This is a genomic window from Flavobacterium sp. DG1-102-2 (assembly GCF_033042555.1).
Lineage (GTDB): Bacteria > Bacteroidota > Bacteroidia > Flavobacteriales > Flavobacteriaceae > Flavobacterium.
The window spans coordinates 503964-519832 of the sequence record NZ_JAWLIK010000001.1; the positions used below are offsets into that span (position 1 = coordinate 503964).

Here is a 15869-nt window from a genome sequence, read left to right on the forward strand (position 1 = left end):
AAAGGATAGAAAATATAATTGTAACTATTAAGCTAAACGATATGAATACAGCGGGAAAAATTTTGGTTGCGGGTATTATAGGAACTACGTTTATGACAATGTTCAGCTATCTTATAGCAGATAAGGAAGATGAACAGTACAGGGAACCCGAACTACTTAACGCACTTATAGATAGATCAAAATACCTGCCTGCGATTTCCAATAAAAAAACGCATCCTGCTGGATGGTGTGCGCATTATCTCATCGGAATATTGTTTATGATATCCTACAGGATACTTTGGTATAACGCATTAAAAAGACCTTCTACAGTGAGATCAATTATAATTGGCGCTGCAAGTGGCGGAATAGGTATTCTATCATGGAAAATTTTCTTTTCGCAGCATGATAACCCGCCCCACAACTACAGGTACGGTTATTACAGGCAATTGTTCTTTGCCCATATTGTATTTTCGAGTTTTGCAATTATGTCCTATAAACAGTTATCACCGACAAGCCCCACTTCGAACAAAGACTTCAGAAACTTAATCAAAAGAGTTAAAGCCGAAAAAAAATACTAATATAAATTTATTGTAACGAACAACGCGTTGTTTTATGTCAATATTATAATCCTATCTTATAAAACCCGCCACGGTAAACACGCGTAGAAATTAAAGTGACCCTAAAAAAATTGGAATAAAAAAACCTGCTCCATTTAAGGAACAGGTTTACTATATTTAATTAAAATAAAGGGTCAACCTTTTAGGGCTACCTTTAATTAAAATTGATTAATTTTTAATAATTTTTTTTACTGCTATTCCATTGTCAGAAGAAATTGTCATCATATAAATGCCGGATGCAAGACCAGAAAAATCTATAGCTGCGTTAGATATATTATCGTACTTGGATGTCATTATCATCCTTCCGTTAATATCTGTCACATTGATGTTATTTATAAGGATATTTTCGCTGCTCGATATATTTACAATTCCACTGGTTGGGTTTGGGGTTGCAGCTAATTTAGAAATTAAACCCTGGTTAAGGCCTGCACTAACATCCACTAAAAAATTGTCAAGAGCCAGCAATCCATAATTATCTTCAGCGTGAGCAGGTGCTGTATAGTTGAATCCTATATAATAGACACCTGAAGCAGGAACAGTAAAGCTATGAGATTGTAGTACATAGCCATTTTCGGAATAATTATCAAATGATTGTAGACTGGTTGTCTGAGCCTCAACTGTCGCCTCAGTACCGATAGTTACATCAAAATTATTTACATTTCCGGCTCCCTCTAATGCTGATCTCATCAAATAGTAACTTAGCGTATAAGTTGTACCTTCATTAAGGCTCAATCCACGAGAAAATAACCACGAGTCTGATGGATTAGGATAAGCACCGGCTGCGGCATAGTAGTCTCCTGCGTATGCTGCTACAAACTCATCTCCTTCTTCAATCGACCAAGGGCTGCCATCAGCGTCATTGAGTACAGACCAACCACCAACATCACCTTCAAAGTCCTGTGAATATGGAATCGTTGCAGGGCCAAAAGGCGTTGTAAAGCTGACAGGACCCACCAAGCTGCTTGTTTCATCTTCTCCACAAACGGTTCTCACATAAAAATCATAATCTGCATTAGATGTAAGTCCCGATATAGTAACTTGAGGTGTCAAAAGACCGGCAATCAAAGTTCCGGCTGTTTCAGGATCAAACCCTGTTTCACCCCAAATAACTTCATAACCGGTAGGGTTATTAATTGCAGGAGTCCACTCTATAGTTACCTCCTCAGCTGTTGGAGTACCCACAAAAGCATATCCGCCTGTAATAGGATAGCATGAAAAAGCCTCAAAAGAAACTTCCACCTGAAATCCTAATTCATCCCAGCGGTCATCAAAAGCGATGTAATATGTTTGACCCGCTACAAGTTGTACCTGAAAATCAGTTAAGTATTCTCCGTTTTCAAGACTAACATCATCAGAAAAAGTATAACACGTAAGATTATCACATGCGCCTGTATAGACCGAAACCCTGGTGTCGCCGCTATTCAACTCACCGTCATTTACTTCTAAGTTTGTATTAATTCGAAGTCCACCGTTTTCTGTTGCAGTGTAGGAATACCAATTCGCTGCAGTGCCTGCAGACGTAAAACAGCTTCCTGCATATGTCCCCGAAATAGTAGAAACTGTAGTTGTCCCAATTGGGAGTGGTAGTGCTGTAGCACATGAAGATTGTGCTTTAACCGAAAGAAAGGAACCAAATATAAAAGCCCCTAAGAGTAATTTTTGTTTCATGATTCTGTGATTTAAGGTTGTTTCTACTCAAAGCTACCTATAACACACTAAAAAACAATATATTTTAACATAAAAAAAGCAGGCCGTTAGGCCTGCTTCAAATATTTCATTTAAAAACTAATTAGTTTTTGATGATTTTTTTAGTTGTAGCACCTTTATCAGATGAAATAGTCATCATGTAGATACCAGAAGCAAGATCAGAAACATTTACCTGAGCTTCAGAAACACCTGCAAATTTTACAGTTTTAACTGTACGACCGTTAAGATCAGTTACAACTACACCATTAACCAGTGCATTTTCGTTGTTAGTGATTGTGACAAAATCATTAGCTGGATTTGGAGAAACAGTTAAGCTAGTGATAGCATTATCTTTAACACCTGCTGTAGATTCTGTTACGTTAATATTATCGAAGTAAAAGCTAGTTGTATAATCGTCAAAAGCATAACCTAGAACGTTTACAGATTCCCCTGCGTAAAAAGGTCCTGTAAAAAGAGCAGTACCATCTAAAGAATAAGAAACAGTTGATGCATCTGTGTTATAAGTAACAGATAACGTATGCCATTCACCAGCTGTATAAGTACCAAATGAGTCATATGCTAAAACTGTATTACCCTGTTCATCTAATTCAGTCCCAGTCGCAATAACTACATCTCCAGTGTAAGAAAGAATAACCCTAGAAGTAATATCCAAACCAGCAGTTTCATCATAAGAGAAAGCCTGAACATAAGCATCAGATCCATTCGCATCAAGAGCAGGAAGATAGAAATCCTGATTTACAGTATAAACTGTAGGTGTAACATCAAATAATGGGCTGTACGCACCTAGAAGTGTTTGAGAGCCAGTACTTCCTGATTGAAGTTTTAAAGAATTTGTTCCTTCGCTAGCAAAATCTGCAGAAACTACAGCCTGATCTCCTACAGACCCAACTCTCTGCCAAGTATTTTGACCATGAATAGCTCCGGCAGTATAACCTTCAGAAGCTTCAAATGAGATAGGAAATAATGCGGTCTGCGCGTTAGCAGCAAAAAAAGAAGCCAAAACGAAGGCTCCAGCAAGTAATTGTTTTTTCATGATGATAAATAGTTTATAATTTTTCTCAAAAATAGGAAAAATTTTCCCGTCTACACAAATTTTATTTTATTTTTTTCAATAAAATGTAGACGTTAAACCTTGTTGTATCTTAATATATTGAAAATTAATATATTTACAAATTAATATGTTTTGTTAAAAATAGTTAAGAAATGTTTATTTTTATAATATTAGAGTATAAAATCTGCTAGCACCAATGCCGCCATCGCCTCGACTATAGGAACAGCCCTTGGCACTACACAAGGGTCATGCCTGCCTTTACCCTGCATTTCGACAATATTCCCTTTCTTATCAATTGTTTCTTGTTTTTGCATGATGGTAGCAACCGGCTTGAATGCAACCCTGAAATAAATATCCATACCATTGCTTATCCCTCCCTGTATACCTCCTGATAAATTTGATTTTGTTGTACCGTCAATATTAAATAAATCGTTATGTTCACTCCCTTTCATTTTAGCGCCACAAAATCCGCTGCCATATTCAAATCCCTTTACTGCATTTATTGAAAGCATGGCTTTTCCCAGTTCAGCATGTAATTTATCAAATACCGGTTCACCTAACCCTGCGGGCACATTTTGCAGCACACATGTAATAGTTCCACCTATTGTATCGCCCTCTTTACGAATTTGCTTTATGTAATCTATCATCTTTTCCGCCGTTGCAAGATCAGGACAGCGGACATCATTTGACTCCGTCAGAGAGAAGTCCAGCGCCTGATACGGCTTATCTATAAAAACATCACCTACTGAGGATACAAAAGCATTTATTTTTATTTCTGGCATTATCTGTTTTGCTATTGCACCGCCCACTACCCTGCTTACGGTTTCTCTCGCAGAACTACGCCCGCCGCCTCTATAATCTCTAATGCCATATTTTTTGTCATAAGTATAATCAGCGTGAGATGGCCTGTAAACATCTTTTATATGTGAGTAATCGTCAGACTTCTGATTTGTGTTTTTAATTATAAATCCTATCGGGGTTCCCGTTGTTTTTCCTTCAAAGATGCCCGAAAGAAATTCAACTTTATCGGATTCTTTCCTTTGGGTAACAATAGCCGACTGACCCGGCCTCCTTCTGTCAAGCTCTTTTTGTATAAACTCAAAATCAAGCTCTATACCTGGAGGGCATCCATCTATTATACCCCCTAAAGCTTCTCCATGCGATTCACCGAAAGTAGTCAACTTGAAATTTTTTCCAAATGTATTGCCTGCCATTGCTGTCTTGTTTTTAACAAATGTAACCTGTTCTTCCCTATTATTAAAATATTTCAATAGATACGTAATCTAAACAATTTAGTAATGATAACATAAACACATCATTATATATATGTTAGTAATTTGCAGAAGAAAAAACACCCTGAATGAAAAAAAGGAATGTTGACCTCGTAGTATTGTCTGATATCCACCTGGGCACTTATGGCTGCCATGCAAAAGAAGTATTTAATTATCTCTCTTCAATAAAGCCAAAGACATTAATACTTAATGGTGATATTATAGATATCTGGCAGTTCAGAAAATCGTATTTCCCCAAAACACATCTTAAAGTAGTAAAAAAACTGCTTGATTTTGCTTCAAAAGGCACTAAGGTCTACTACATTACCGGTAATCATGATGAAATGCTAAGAAAGTTTAGCGGCACATCTATGGGAAACTTTTCTATTGCCGATAAAGTCGTACTTGAGCTCGACGGCAAAAAGGCCTGGTTTTTTCATGGGGATGTTTTTGACAGTTCTGTACAGCATGCGAAATGGATAGCGAAGCTTGGAGGTCTCGGCTATGATTATTTAATCCTTTTAAATCGTTTTGTAAACTGGATGCTTAAAAAGATGGGTAAGGAACCATATTCCCTTTCTAAAAAAATAAAGGCCAGTGTGAAAAAGGCGGTTAAATTCATTTCAGATTTTGAAGAAACGGCGTCAGACCTTGCCATCGAAAACAATTATGACTATGTAATTTGCGGACACATCCACGAGCCGGTCATCACTACAAAAGAAAATAAAAAAGGAAGTGTGATGTATCTCAATTCCGGAGACTGGATTGAAAACCTGACCGCTTTAGAATATAATAAAAAACGATGGAAACTATACCGTCATGCAGAAAGCGAAACCATAACAGAAGAGGATTACTTTGAACAGGAAACAGAATTAGGACATCAGCTCATTGCAACCATGCTCTTTACAAATAAATAAGACATTTAAAAGTGTTGGTTATTTAGCTATATTAGCGTCAAAATCAACTAACATGAAAAAAACATACCTTTTAATTGTACTTGGCGCTTTTTTAGTTTCGTGCTCAAGTGATGATGACAGTACAAACGGAAACAATAATCCTGATCAATCCTATTTTCCTTCGGAACAAGGTAAATATTGGGTTTACGATGTAAATAGTAATGTTATGAACGGAAGAGATTCGCTGTTTGTAACAAATGACACTCTAATAAATAGTACTACCTACAAAAAATTAAAAACTAAGGAAGAATTTCCATTCGGTTTTTTTTCTAACTCTCTACGAAATAACGCAATCAGGCAATCTGATGGAAAAACATATCTTTCAGGGGCGGTCGGCTTCAACATTTCGGAAGATTTGCCATTAAGCCTTCCAATTAATGACTTTGTAATCTTTGACGAAAACGCAACTGAAAACCAACAGTTGGGTTCAATTAATGGAACTTTACAACAAGAAGTTCAGGGCTACAATCTGGGACTTACCTATACTTTAAGCGCAAAGGCAAAAGCCCCTATCAGCTCTTTTACTTCAGGCCCACAAACATATACAAATGTAAAGCCTGTAGAGATCACTCTTAACCTCGGAATCAATGTTACGACAGAAATTGCAGGTTTTCCTATAACTTTTCCATTAATGAGCCAGCAGAATGTAGTAGTTTCTACACAGTATTACGCACAGGGAATCGGAGTTGTAAAAACATCCACAAATCTGTCATATCAATTATCTGAAATACCTGTCGTGCAGTTACCTATCCCTACTACTGGTTCTGAGCAGCAAGATGAAGTACTTGTAAAGTATAGCACCGAGTAATTTCTTTAACATAATGATAACTGTTAAAACTTTAACAACGGCATATTCTTACCAGTTTAGTCGTGTTAAATTTGACTCATAAATAACCTAATAAATCATTTATGAAAAAAGTATTGTTATCAGCTTTCTTGCTAATCGGTTTAGCATTTAGCTCGCAAGCACAGGAAAAAAATGCAATTGGTCTTCGTTTGGGAGATAATGACGGTTTTGGAGCAGAAGTGTCATATCAAAGAAAATTTAGCTCAGACAACAGGCTGGAACTTGACCTTGGATGGCGTGATTCAAGTTATTATGATGCAGTAAAGCTTGCCGCTTTATACCAATGGGTATGGAACATAGAAGGCGGATTTAACTGGTATGCAGGTGTAGGTGGTGGCGTAGGTACATGGGATTTTAATGACAGAGTTCCTAACTATTACCATGGTAACGATGACAGCGGAACATTTATTTTTGTAGCTGGAGATATAGGTATTGAGTACAACTTCGATTTCCCACTTCAATTATCACTTGATTTCAGACCGGAGATATACTTTGGAGATGATGATTACCGTGAAAACAATTTTGGGCCGGATATTGCGCTTGGAGCAAGATTTAGATTCTAGAAATAATTTATATAAAAACCCTGTAGTGATACAGGGTTTTTTCTTACCTTTAAAAGAAAACCATGGATCAGCGCGACCATCAGCTACTTGCCTTTCGTGGCGGAGCAATAGGAGATATTCTGCCTCAGTCTTCTAAAGAAGAAATATTCCAGAACCAAACCTTACGACCAATATTAAAATTGCAGAATGAATTATTTTTGGAATCGTTTATTAATTACATAAATAAGTCTAAGAGTGATTTTTATTCGTTCTCAACAGAGAAGAAGATGACGTTTATAGACAATGCTATCCATAAGGATATCAAATTCAGGAATGCGTTAAAAGGTATGGTGATGGGGCTTTTTACTATTGAAGAATTCAGGGATTATATTCAAAATTCATCGAGCCTCAATAAGCGGATGATGAATTTGCTAATAGAACGTTTAAAGGATCAGGTACAGCTACTAATAAAAAGAGAGGAATAATTTCCTCTCTTTTATTCTATAACACTTTCGCCGTTAAGGTTAGTGGTGAGCACATCACTCATATAGTCAAAAAAAGGGCGCATTGCCGTAAATGTCGCCAATACTTCTTTTTTAAAATTTTTACCCAGCACCTCTTTATCTGTAAACCTGCGCACTACCAAAAATTGCTTTTTACGTATAAGATCGATTGCCTTGTGCGATTTATCAAAATCTTTTGGTGCAGATTTTAATTCTTCACCCCCAATTCCATTAAAATACTTGACAAAGTCAGGTGCCTGCATAATATCTCTGATTTCAGAATCGTCGAGCTCAAATTCCTTCCTGATACGTTTTAGATCCGGAGCCTCCGGATTCCAGAAACCTCCCTCTACAAAGCTATTCCCCGGTTCTAAATGCAGATAATAGCTTCCTCTGAAGAATGGCTTCGTGCGGGAATACCAGGCACCTAGATATTTTTTATAAGGAGACTTATCTTTTGAAAAACGTACGTCGCGATATATCCTATACACCTGTATATTTTCAATAGAGTCTTGTTTTTTGAGCTCCTCTCCCACTTCATTAAAATAAGAACGTGAAATACCCTCAATTCTCTGGAACTCCGTTTTATTTTCGGCAAACCATTCCCTGTTATTGTTTTTTTCCAGCTTAACTAAAAAATCAAGCGTAGGTTGTAATCCCATTTGGTTTTATTTCTTAGGTTTAAACACCAAAAGTTCATCAGTTCCATTTAACAGGACCAGGTTACCATTGCTAATCTTCGCTGTATTGACCTGCCCTATTGCCTTCATATACTCCTCTTCTCCTCCACCTGGACAAAACATCTTTGTAGCCATCATAGGCCCAAATGCAAGTTTTCCATCGTCATTCAAAGAATAGGAGCCACTGTATCTGTTGCAGCCGCCATTACCGCCAACCCTGCCATCAGCTCCAAATACAGCATCGGGAATTCCTTTGGCATAATTTGCAGAAGATATTTCTTTACCCATCAGGGTAGATAGTTCCCAGCTTGTGCCTGAAAGCGATTTTTGCGAAAGGACTGCTGTTTTGGTTGTTTTACAACTAATCGTAAGAACTATTAGTAGAGTGATACTAAAAGTAATGATAGACTTTTTCATAAGATGGTGATGTTTGTTATTGATCAAATTTAAAGCTTATTAGATCTTTAAATAAGATTTTTATAATTTCTTTGGCTAAAGTAAACCGTTGTATTTACGTACAAACCATTCGGCTGCGAGTGTTACAGAAAGCATAACCAATAACCATACCCAGTCTATAAGCGGAGATTTCTTAGTAATCTCCTTTTGCACCGCCTTATAGTTGTCGTTATTGATAAGTGCATCAATAAGCTTGTCAGCGTTATCAGGATAATAAACAACACCTGAAGTATTTGCAGCAACCTGTTGAAGCCGTGTGAGGTCGGGGTTTACAAATTGTTTTTCAATCTCAAAGTCAAGAACTTCAAATGAGCCGGAATAACTTGTTTTAGAGGTGTTTTCGTTTACTGTAAAACTATAAACACCTGCATCAAGTCCATCAAGATTAACTTTATATTCACCTGTTCCTTTAAGAAAATCGTACGTTTTTGAAGAATTTGTCTTTTTGTTTTTAAGCTGTATTGTAAGCCTAGCATTTTCGTCAAATTCATAGTTCTTGTTAAAATATTGGGCAGAAACCGAGATTACCTCTCCCGAATTGTAAAAACTCTCGTGATTAACCACAAGCGACTTACGCTTAGAATTTGAAGCAAGGTATTGGATCGTCTTATCTATAAAGATATCAAACTGCTCAAATGATTTGGAATTAAGATAAGTCTCCATTCTCCACTTCCAAATATTTTCACCTAAAATGAAAGCATTTCTTGAAGCGCCACTCTCAGAAAAAAACATTAATGGGTTATCCGTTTTCACATTCCTTATGCGCGCCTGAAGCAGTGTCGTAGCATTAGATTTCAATGTTGCTGTTCCAAAAGCGTTCTGTAAAGGCGGAAACTGCTCAAAACCTATATTGTCAACACTAAAAGAATTAAATCCACTTTCAAGATCTGCCAGATAATCTTCTTTTTGAGATGTCATTTTAAAGCTGACAATATTTTGGGCTTGGTTCAGCAGATTAAAATCAGTGCTTAAACCAGTGATGGTTAATGTATTCAGTCCCGCATTTTTATTTAGCTCCAATAATTGTTTAAAGGAAGCATCCGGCTGATACAAAATCAAGACATTATAATCCTGAAGCGATTTCACTTCTGTAGGTTTTAATATGGTGACTTTTCGCTGTTGGTTCGTTTCTATAGAGCGTTTTAAAGCACTAAGGTCAGGATGGTTTATAGATGAAATCAAGGCTACCTCAGAACGCTGATCTATTACTTCTACAGCAAAATTCTTAACATTGTTGTATTTGTTTTTCTCAGTTTCCGAAGATGATAACACTGCCCGGTATGTCTGAACTCCTACTCTGCCGGCATCAAGCAAAATATTTACTGAGGCTGCTTTTTTGTCTTTGGTAAACGTGATATTCTGCTTGTGCAGCACCGTATTTCCCTGCATGATATTGAATACAGCATTTACTGTTTTATTTCCATTGTATTGCAGGAATACTTCGGCAGGAAATTTATTTTTTAAGAAGGCATACTTATTCACATTTACCTGGCTAACCCTTAGGTCCAGAAATGTAGTTGTATCGCCTAATACTAATGGGTAAACCGCGGTGTTTTCCCTAAAACTGTAAATATAATCGTTACCTATGGTCTGATTGCCATCTGTAAGCATTACGACTGGATAACTCGAGTTTCTGTAAAGCTGCTTAAGGTTTTGCGCAACCTGATCGATATGCGTTTGCTTTCCTTTAAAGTTCAGCGAATCTCCGGTTTCAAATCCATCTGAAAAAGTGTAGAACTGAACATCATACTTATCTTTAAGTCCTTTGTTTGACAAAAACTTTTCGGTAAGCTCCTGAGTAACCTTATCAGCCCCTAATTCTTTAATTGACTGCGAGTTGTCTACGACTACCGGAAGCGGAGTTTTAACGATCTTTAAATCTTTCGTGGTAATAACCGGATTTATCAGAAGGATAAAAATCGCAAACAATGTAGTAAAACGAAGAAAAGCCAAAAAGAAGAACAATCTGCCCTTCTTTTTAGCTTTAAAAAGATATTGATAAAACGACAATCCAAAAGCTGCAAATGCAGATAATACTAACAATAAAATTGTAGATGCAGTCATGTAAATTACCGGTTATATCTAATAATTATTTATTTAATATAGTCACTCTTAAGTAAGCATACCTCCGTCTACGTTAAGGGTCTGGCCTGTAACATAAGCGGACATATCAGAAGCAAGGTAAAGACAAGCATTAGCAACGTCTTCAGTTGTACCTCCTCTTTTTAGAGGAATAGCATCTGCCCATCCTTTTACAACATCTTCAGGTAGCTTTGCTGTCATTTCTGTTTCAATGAAACCTGGAGCAATAGCGTTGCAGCGGATATTTCTCGAGCCAAGTTCAAGAGCTATAGACTTCGTAAACCCAAGTACACCTGCCTTAGAAGCAGCATAGTTAGATTGTCCTGCATTTCCTTTAACACCTACCACAGAACTCATGTTTATGATAGATCCGTGACGCTGCTTAAGCATTGGCCTTTGCACCGCTTTCGTCATATTGAAAACCGACTTAAGGTTTACTTCAATTACCTTGTCGAAATCTTCTTCAGAAATACGCATTAACAGGTTATCTTTAGTGATACCTGCATTGTTGATAAGGATATCTATACCGCCAAACTCAGTTAATACATCATCCACAAGCTTTTGCGCCTCGTCAAACTTAGCAGCATCAGACTGGTAGCCCTTAGCCTGGATTCCGTAAGCTTTAAGTTCTTCTTCTAAAGACTTAGCTGCTTCTGCTGAAGCGCTGTAAGTAAAAGCAACGTTAGCGCCATGCTTGGCAAAAACAATGGCAATACCTCGACCAATGCCCCTGCTTGCGCCGGTAATTATTGCCGTTTTTCCTTCTAATAGTTTCATAAATTGTTTCAGTTTGTTTCTTTACAAAGTGACAAATATAGTAAAATGTTTGAGCTTGCCCGCCCTTTTATGCATCCTGTTTTTCAGGAAACATAACCGATGCCAGTACAGATACTATAAGGACTCCGGCAACAACAAGGAGCGAATGGATAGACTCAATGTGATATAGTGGAGATATAACCATCTTAACCCCTATGAACGCCAATATGATAGCTAAACCATATTTAAGCTTACTAAACAAATGGATAAAATTAGCCAATAAAAAGTATAATGCCCTAAGCCCTAATATTGCAAAAATATTTGACGTATAAAGGATAAAAGGATCATCAGGAGCAATGGCAAAAATTGCCGGAATTGAGTCAACTGCAAACAGCAAATCGGTAAATTCAATAACACCTACTACAACCAGCAATGGTGTGGCAAGCTTTTTTCCATTTTCTATCGTAAAGAACTTATCCTTGTCATAGTTTTTACTTACGCTAAAAAATTTATGCACAACCCTTGCACCCGGACTCTTATTAAAGTCTTTGTCTTCATCTTCATCATCCTCGGCAAACCATGATTTGATACCTGCGTAAATAAGGAATATACCAAATAACGTAAGCAGGACATTAATCTTCATATTGTAACCAAATATTTCCATTTCAGGGAGGTATGTAAGCTTGATAAGGCCTACGCCACTAAATATAAAGACAGCCCTTAATAAAAGTGCTCCTATGATACCCCAAAACAAGACCTTGTGATGATTTTCCTTTGGTACGTTAAAGAACCCGAAAACCAGAATAAAGACAAAAAGATTATCTACTGAAAGCGCCTTTTCTATCCAATAGGCCGACTGGAACTGAGAAAACTTCTCAACTCCCATGTAGTAATAAATAAATCCGCTAAAAATCATAGAAAGACTTATCCACACTATAGACCACACAATAGCTTCTTTGTTTGAAACAACATGGCTGTTCTTATTAAAAACACCAAGATCCAGTAAAAGCATTACCACGATAACAACCGAAAATACAGCTATAAGTCCCGGATGATTAATTAAATTGTCCATAATTTTATATTTATAAGTTAATGGACTATAAGTAATTTTTCACAATTCTCTGGATAGTCTGGCCAAGGAAAGTATCTTCTGTTGGGTCACCAATTGCGCTGAACTTCCATTCGCCTTCCCTTTTATACAGCTTACCCATAATAATTGAACGCTTGTTTGCATACTGCCCTTCAGCAGATACATTATACGATGCAAATTCAGAAACTACCTTTGTAGGCGTTCCTTCGTACATCCTGATCTTAGAATATGGAATCTGTGAAAAATCTTCTTTGCCCGCATTATTAAGGAAAAAGAAAATCTGGCTTACTTTAGGATTAATCTTTGAAAGATCTATAGTAATAATTTCATTATCAAGTCCGTCATCTCCTCCGGTATCACCGGCAAGGTCGTCACCGGAATGTTTCATTGCCCTGTCAGATGTTTCCAGCTTACCTTTCTGAAGCCCAAACTGCCTAAGCACTTCTTCTTTGTATAAAGGAGAATACAGGTGATCTGCAATCTTATTCTGATCATCTATCAGCACACAGCTAAGGTCAAGGTCAATACTTTGCACTTTTTTAGAAAGTCCTAAAACACCTCCTTTACTTTCTATTGCGCCCCAGTTTACACCTACACAAAAATTGGTTAGTGATTCACCACTGCTCTTTTTAAGGTCAATCTTCTGACCTTTACTTAGGTTAATTGCCATTGTGATATGTTTTTAGTTGTATTTGTTTAGGAAATCCTGAAGTCCGCCTTTCATGCCTGCCCCTACTGCTTCAAACTTCCAGTCATCATTTCTCTTGTAAATCCTGCCAAACTCTACAGCTGTTTCTATAGAGAAATCTTCGTCAAGTTCATATTTTACAAGCTCTGTGTTATTTGTATCTACAACCCTTATAAACGAATTGCGTATCTGTCCAAAATTTTGTCTCTTTGTATCTGCATGGTGAATGGTAACTACAAAACATATTTCTGTAACATCAGATGCAACTTTTGAAAGGTCAACAATAATTTTCTCATCGTCGCCATCTCCGGCGCCTGTTAGGTTGTCGCCTGTGTGTTCTACAGCTCCATCAGGAGATGTAAGGTTATTGTAGAATACGAAGTAATTTTCATTTACAAGCTTGCCATTACTGCCAAGCACAAAAATTGACACATCAAGATCAAACGGTTCACCTGTATTGCTTGCGTTTGTATCCCAGCCAAGGCCCACTGTAAATTTTGGAGCCGCTATATTTTGTCTTTGTCCTTTTTCTAAATTAATTGCCATTGCTTATTTTGAATTAATATTGATATTTAGCATTGCCCTTAAAATATTTGTCTGTTCGTCAACATTTTGCAGTTCATCCAGAAAATCTACGCCCGATATCTTTTCAAGATAGCCCGAAAGCACGTCTTCAACATCAGGTGCTATTGATGATTTTATGGTTGCCTGCCTTTCTCTCAAAGCGTCAGACTTGATTTTAAGATCAATTATTATACTTGTTTTATTAGATTCATTTTTAGATAAATCGATTCCCTGGGACATTTTTTCATCTAAAAAATAAAATGATTTAGAGCTATTTATAAAAACAAACTTATCGTTTGAATCTACAAAATCAAACACTTCTGCAACTTCATCATCACAAACAAAAGCACAGGAAAATTTTATCCTGAAATTATGAATATTAAGCCTCCCTAATAGTTTGCGCTCGATCGTTACAAATTCGTTCTTGTAGCAGTTCCGCCCCTCAGTTTTTGTAAGCTGTGCAAATTGTTCACTTTCCAGCGGCCTGAAAAACTCGGCACGCATTAATTGCGAAAACGCCATAGTGTCTCCCCAGCTAAAAGCTGACAACGCTCCTCCTGCAAGCATTTCATATAGCTGTTTTATTTTTGCAGCCATCGCTTTGGCGTGCTTTCGGGAAATATCTGTAAAATTTACGGATACAGTTTCTCCCTCTAATTTTCGCACGAGATCCTGATTGATGTAAATTTCATCAGAAAGCAAAAGATACTGCTGTTCTTTGGCTTTTTTTAGCTTTTGGAATAAATCAATCAGACTGCTGGTATATTGTACATGAAACAAGTCCAGCTTATTAGGGTCAAGATTTTTGTTTGACTCAAACAGATTATGAATAACCTGCGTGCGAACAAAAACAGCAAAAAGGTCCTTATGGCTAAAAAAGTTTGACAACGTTTTTAAAACCACCAGCCTTTTGCTACTCTCCTTAATTATCTGAGCATATATTTTTTCCTGCTCCTGCGTCATTTATACTTTCCTCCCTTATCTCTTAGCTAACAACACCTTTTTTAAGTTCTGCCTCAAGACTCTGTAGTCCCGCATCGAGTTCCCTTCTTGTCTGGGTTCCCTGCTCATGGATCTGTTTTACCTCTGTAAGCGTATCTATAAGTGATTTGGTCGTCATTTTTAATGTATCCAGCGACACGATAGTGTTTTCGTTCTCTTTGGCAACTTCAATACTGTTCATTTTTAGCATTTCTGCATTTTTCTGGAGTATTGTGTTTGTAGTTTCAGATACTTTACGCTGTACTTCTATATTCTGTTTTTGCCTTTGAAGCGCTACCGCAAGTGTAAGCTGGTTTTTCCAAACCGGCATTGTAGTAGTAAGTATAGACTGTGCTTTTTCTGCAAGGGAAGTGTTATTGTTTTGAACAACTCTTATTTGTGCTAATGACTGCAGTAATATAAAACGAACCACCTTCATATCAGCCAGTCTTTTGTCAAGCCTGTTAATGAAAGTCCTTTTATCTGAAATTTCATAATCCTGATAATTAGCAGGATTACCTTCCATCACTGCAAGTTCTTCGCTAAGTTCTTTGAATCGTATCTGCCCCGCAACGATGTATTTTTCAATTTCTTTGATAAGGTTCACATTACCTTCAAACATAGTCTGAAGCGAGGTGTTATCCTTAACCGAATTAATCATTCCAGCTTTAACCTTATTACTGATCCTGTCAACATTAGCAGTGATCTTATCATACTTTTGGAATATCTTTTTTACATCGATAACCAGTTTATTAAGCAATGGTACTTTAGATAAAAACTTTTGGAAACCAGTTTTGTTAAGCTCATCTACATCTATGTAGTTTAATTCAGCAAGCAACTCGTTGATAAGATTACCAACTTCTCCACCCTGCTGTGCCCTTACGTTTGAAAGAAACGTATCACTCTGCCTGGAAATCGTATTCTGGATCTCTGCACCGTAATTTAGTATCGAATTTACATCTCCTTCATTTAGCTGATTGGCAATCGGCCTGTAGGTAGTATCCAGATCTGCCTGAGTTACATTAGCCAGGTTAACATTGCCTTCCTTATCCATAGGCCCGGTAATACCGGAAACCGTGATTTCTTTATTTTCCATAAC

At 37.2% G+C, this 15869-nt stretch carries 17 protein-coding genes; 5 read left to right on the forward strand and 12 right to left on the reverse strand.

Annotated features, from left to right (window positions below; genetic code table 11):
• The first annotated feature begins 41 nt into the window (after nucleotides 1-41).
• Nucleotides 42-557 carry a hypothetical protein gene (locus R1T16_RS02160; protein ID WP_317499415.1) on the forward strand — a complete coding sequence of 172 codons (516 nt, stop codon included), beginning with the start codon at nucleotides 42-44 and terminating at the stop codon, nucleotides 555-557.
• Nucleotides 558-764: 207 nt separating this feature from the next.
• Here R1T16_RS02160 and R1T16_RS02165 read toward each other — a convergent pair whose 3' ends face one another.
• The 3 genes from R1T16_RS02165 to aroC form a co-directional block, all read right to left on the reverse strand.
• Entirely contained in the window at nucleotides 765-2264 is a 1500-nt protein-coding gene (locus tag R1T16_RS02165) for a T9SS-dependent choice-of-anchor J family protein (RefSeq protein WP_317499416.1), read from the reverse strand.
• Nucleotides 2265-2385: 121 nt separating this feature from the next.
• Complete coding sequence (locus tag R1T16_RS02170; protein ID WP_317499417.1) at nucleotides 2386-3336, reverse strand: T9SS type A sorting domain-containing protein; 951 nt, start codon at nucleotides 3334-3336, stop codon at nucleotides 2386-2388.
• Between the two features lie 188 nt (nucleotides 3337-3524).
• Nucleotides 3525-4568: a chorismate synthase gene (aroC, locus tag R1T16_RS02175; RefSeq protein ID WP_317499661.1), complete on the reverse strand. Its 1044-nt coding sequence runs from the start codon at nucleotides 4566-4568 to the stop codon at nucleotides 3525-3527.
• Nucleotides 4569-4714: 146 nt separating this feature from the next.
• Here aroC and R1T16_RS02180 point away from each other — a divergent pair, with 146 nt between their 5' ends.
• From R1T16_RS02180 to R1T16_RS02195, 4 genes are all read left to right on the forward strand, one after another.
• Complete coding sequence (locus R1T16_RS02180; RefSeq protein WP_317499418.1) at nucleotides 4715-5542, forward strand: UDP-2,3-diacylglucosamine diphosphatase; 828 nt, start codon at nucleotides 4715-4717, stop codon at nucleotides 5540-5542.
• A gap of 52 nt (nucleotides 5543-5594) precedes the next feature.
• Nucleotides 5595-6389 (forward strand): hypothetical protein, encoded by a 795-nt coding sequence (locus R1T16_RS02185; protein ID WP_317499419.1) that lies wholly within the window; start codon nucleotides 5595-5597, stop codon nucleotides 6387-6389.
• Between the two features lie 101 nt (nucleotides 6390-6490).
• A complete protein-coding gene (locus R1T16_RS02190; RefSeq protein ID WP_317499420.1) occupies nucleotides 6491-6991 on the forward strand; it encodes a hypothetical protein in 501 nt (166 codons plus the stop codon).
• A 62-nt stretch (nucleotides 6992-7053) separates the two neighbouring features.
• Entirely contained in the window at nucleotides 7054-7455 is a 402-nt protein-coding gene (locus R1T16_RS02195) for a glyoxalase (protein WP_317499421.1), read from the forward strand.
• An 11-nt stretch (nucleotides 7456-7466) separates the two neighbouring features.
• Here the strand turns inward: R1T16_RS02195 and R1T16_RS02200 are convergent, their stop codons facing one another.
• The 9 genes from R1T16_RS02200 to R1T16_RS02240 form a co-directional block, all read right to left on the reverse strand.
• A complete protein-coding gene (locus tag R1T16_RS02200; protein ID WP_317499422.1) occupies nucleotides 7467-8135 on the reverse strand; it encodes a DUF2461 domain-containing protein in 669 nt (222 codons plus the stop codon).
• Between the two features lie 6 nt (nucleotides 8136-8141).
• The gene (locus R1T16_RS02205) at nucleotides 8142-8570 is read right to left on the reverse strand and encodes an META domain-containing protein (RefSeq protein WP_317499423.1); all 429 of its coding nucleotides are present in this window, start codon (nucleotides 8568-8570) and stop codon (nucleotides 8142-8144) included.
• Nucleotides 8571-8645: 75 nt separating this feature from the next.
• Complete coding sequence (locus R1T16_RS02210; RefSeq protein ID WP_317499424.1) at nucleotides 8646-10673, reverse strand: hypothetical protein; 2028 nt, start codon at nucleotides 10671-10673, stop codon at nucleotides 8646-8648.
• A 48-nt stretch (nucleotides 10674-10721) separates the two neighbouring features.
• Nucleotides 10722-11468, reverse strand: a complete 747-nt coding sequence (gene fabG, locus R1T16_RS02215) for a 3-oxoacyl-[acyl-carrier-protein] reductase (protein ID WP_317499425.1) — start codon at nucleotides 11466-11468, stop codon at nucleotides 10722-10724.
• 67 nt (nucleotides 11469-11535) lie between these two features.
• Entirely contained in the window at nucleotides 11536-12519 is a 984-nt protein-coding gene (locus R1T16_RS02220) for a TerC/Alx family metal homeostasis membrane protein (protein WP_317499426.1), read from the reverse strand.
• A 25-nt stretch (nucleotides 12520-12544) separates the two neighbouring features.
• On the reverse strand, nucleotides 12545-13207 hold the full coding sequence (locus R1T16_RS02225; RefSeq protein WP_317499427.1) for a TerD family protein: 663 nt from the start codon (nucleotides 13205-13207) through the stop codon (nucleotides 12545-12547).
• Between the two features lie 12 nt (nucleotides 13208-13219).
• Nucleotides 13220-13771 carry a TerD family protein gene (locus R1T16_RS02230; RefSeq protein ID WP_317499428.1) on the reverse strand — a complete coding sequence of 184 codons (552 nt, stop codon included), beginning with the start codon at nucleotides 13769-13771 and terminating at the stop codon, nucleotides 13220-13222.
• Between the two features lie 3 nt (nucleotides 13772-13774).
• Nucleotides 13775-14677, reverse strand: coding sequence for a hypothetical protein (locus R1T16_RS02235; protein WP_317499429.1), 903 nt, complete (start codon nucleotides 14675-14677; stop codon nucleotides 13775-13777).
• A gap of 97 nt (nucleotides 14678-14774) precedes the next feature.
• Nucleotides 14775-15866, reverse strand: coding sequence for a toxic anion resistance protein (locus tag R1T16_RS02240; RefSeq protein WP_317499430.1), 1092 nt, complete (start codon nucleotides 15864-15866; stop codon nucleotides 14775-14777).
• Nucleotides 15867-15869 lie beyond the last annotated feature (3 nt).

Bases quoted from the DNA above. Each gene is read 5' to 3' on its own strand.
- R1T16_RS02160 (WP_317499415.1), top strand. From the start codon at position 42: ATGAATACAGCGGGAAAAATTTTGGTTGCGGGTATTATAGGAACTACG.
- R1T16_RS02165 (WP_317499416.1), bottom strand. From the start codon at position 2,264: ATGAAACAAAAATTACTCTTAGGGGCTTTTATATTTGGTTCCTTTCTT.
- R1T16_RS02170 (WP_317499417.1), bottom strand. From the start codon at position 3,336: ATGAAAAAACAATTACTTGCTGGAGCCTTCGTTTTGGCTTCTTTTTTT.
- aroC (WP_317499661.1), bottom strand. From the start codon at position 4,568: ATGGCAGGCAATACATTTGGAAAAAATTTCAAGTTGACTACTTTCGGT.
- R1T16_RS02180 (WP_317499418.1), top strand. From the start codon at position 4,715: ATGAAAAAAAGGAATGTTGACCTCGTAGTATTGTCTGATATCCACCTG.
- R1T16_RS02185 (WP_317499419.1), top strand. From the start codon at position 5,595: ATGAAAAAAACATACCTTTTAATTGTACTTGGCGCTTTTTTAGTTTCG.
- R1T16_RS02190 (WP_317499420.1), top strand. From the start codon at position 6,491: ATGAAAAAAGTATTGTTATCAGCTTTCTTGCTAATCGGTTTAGCATTT.
- R1T16_RS02195 (WP_317499421.1), top strand. From the start codon at position 7,054: ATGGATCAGCGCGACCATCAGCTACTTGCCTTTCGTGGCGGAGCAATA.
- R1T16_RS02200 (WP_317499422.1), bottom strand. From the start codon at position 8,135: ATGGGATTACAACCTACGCTTGATTTTTTAGTTAAGCTGGAAAAAAAC.
- R1T16_RS02205 (WP_317499423.1), bottom strand. From the start codon at position 8,570: ATGAAAAAGTCTATCATTACTTTTAGTATCACTCTACTAATAGTTCTT.
- R1T16_RS02210 (WP_317499424.1), bottom strand. From the start codon at position 10,673: ATGACTGCATCTACAATTTTATTGTTAGTATTATCTGCATTTGCAGCT.
- fabG (WP_317499425.1), bottom strand. From the start codon at position 11,468: ATGAAACTATTAGAAGGAAAAACGGCAATAATTACCGGCGCAAGCAGG.
- R1T16_RS02220 (WP_317499426.1), bottom strand. From the start codon at position 12,519: ATGGACAATTTAATTAATCATCCGGGACTTATAGCTGTATTTTCGGTT.
- R1T16_RS02225 (WP_317499427.1), bottom strand. From the start codon at position 13,207: ATGGCAATTAACCTAAGTAAAGGTCAGAAGATTGACCTTAAAAAGAGC.
- R1T16_RS02230 (WP_317499428.1), bottom strand. From the start codon at position 13,771: ATGGCAATTAATTTAGAAAAAGGACAAAGACAAAATATAGCGGCTCCA.
- R1T16_RS02240 (WP_317499430.1), bottom strand. From the start codon at position 15,866: ATGGAAAATAAAGAAATCACGGTTTCCGGTATTACCGGGCCTATGGAT.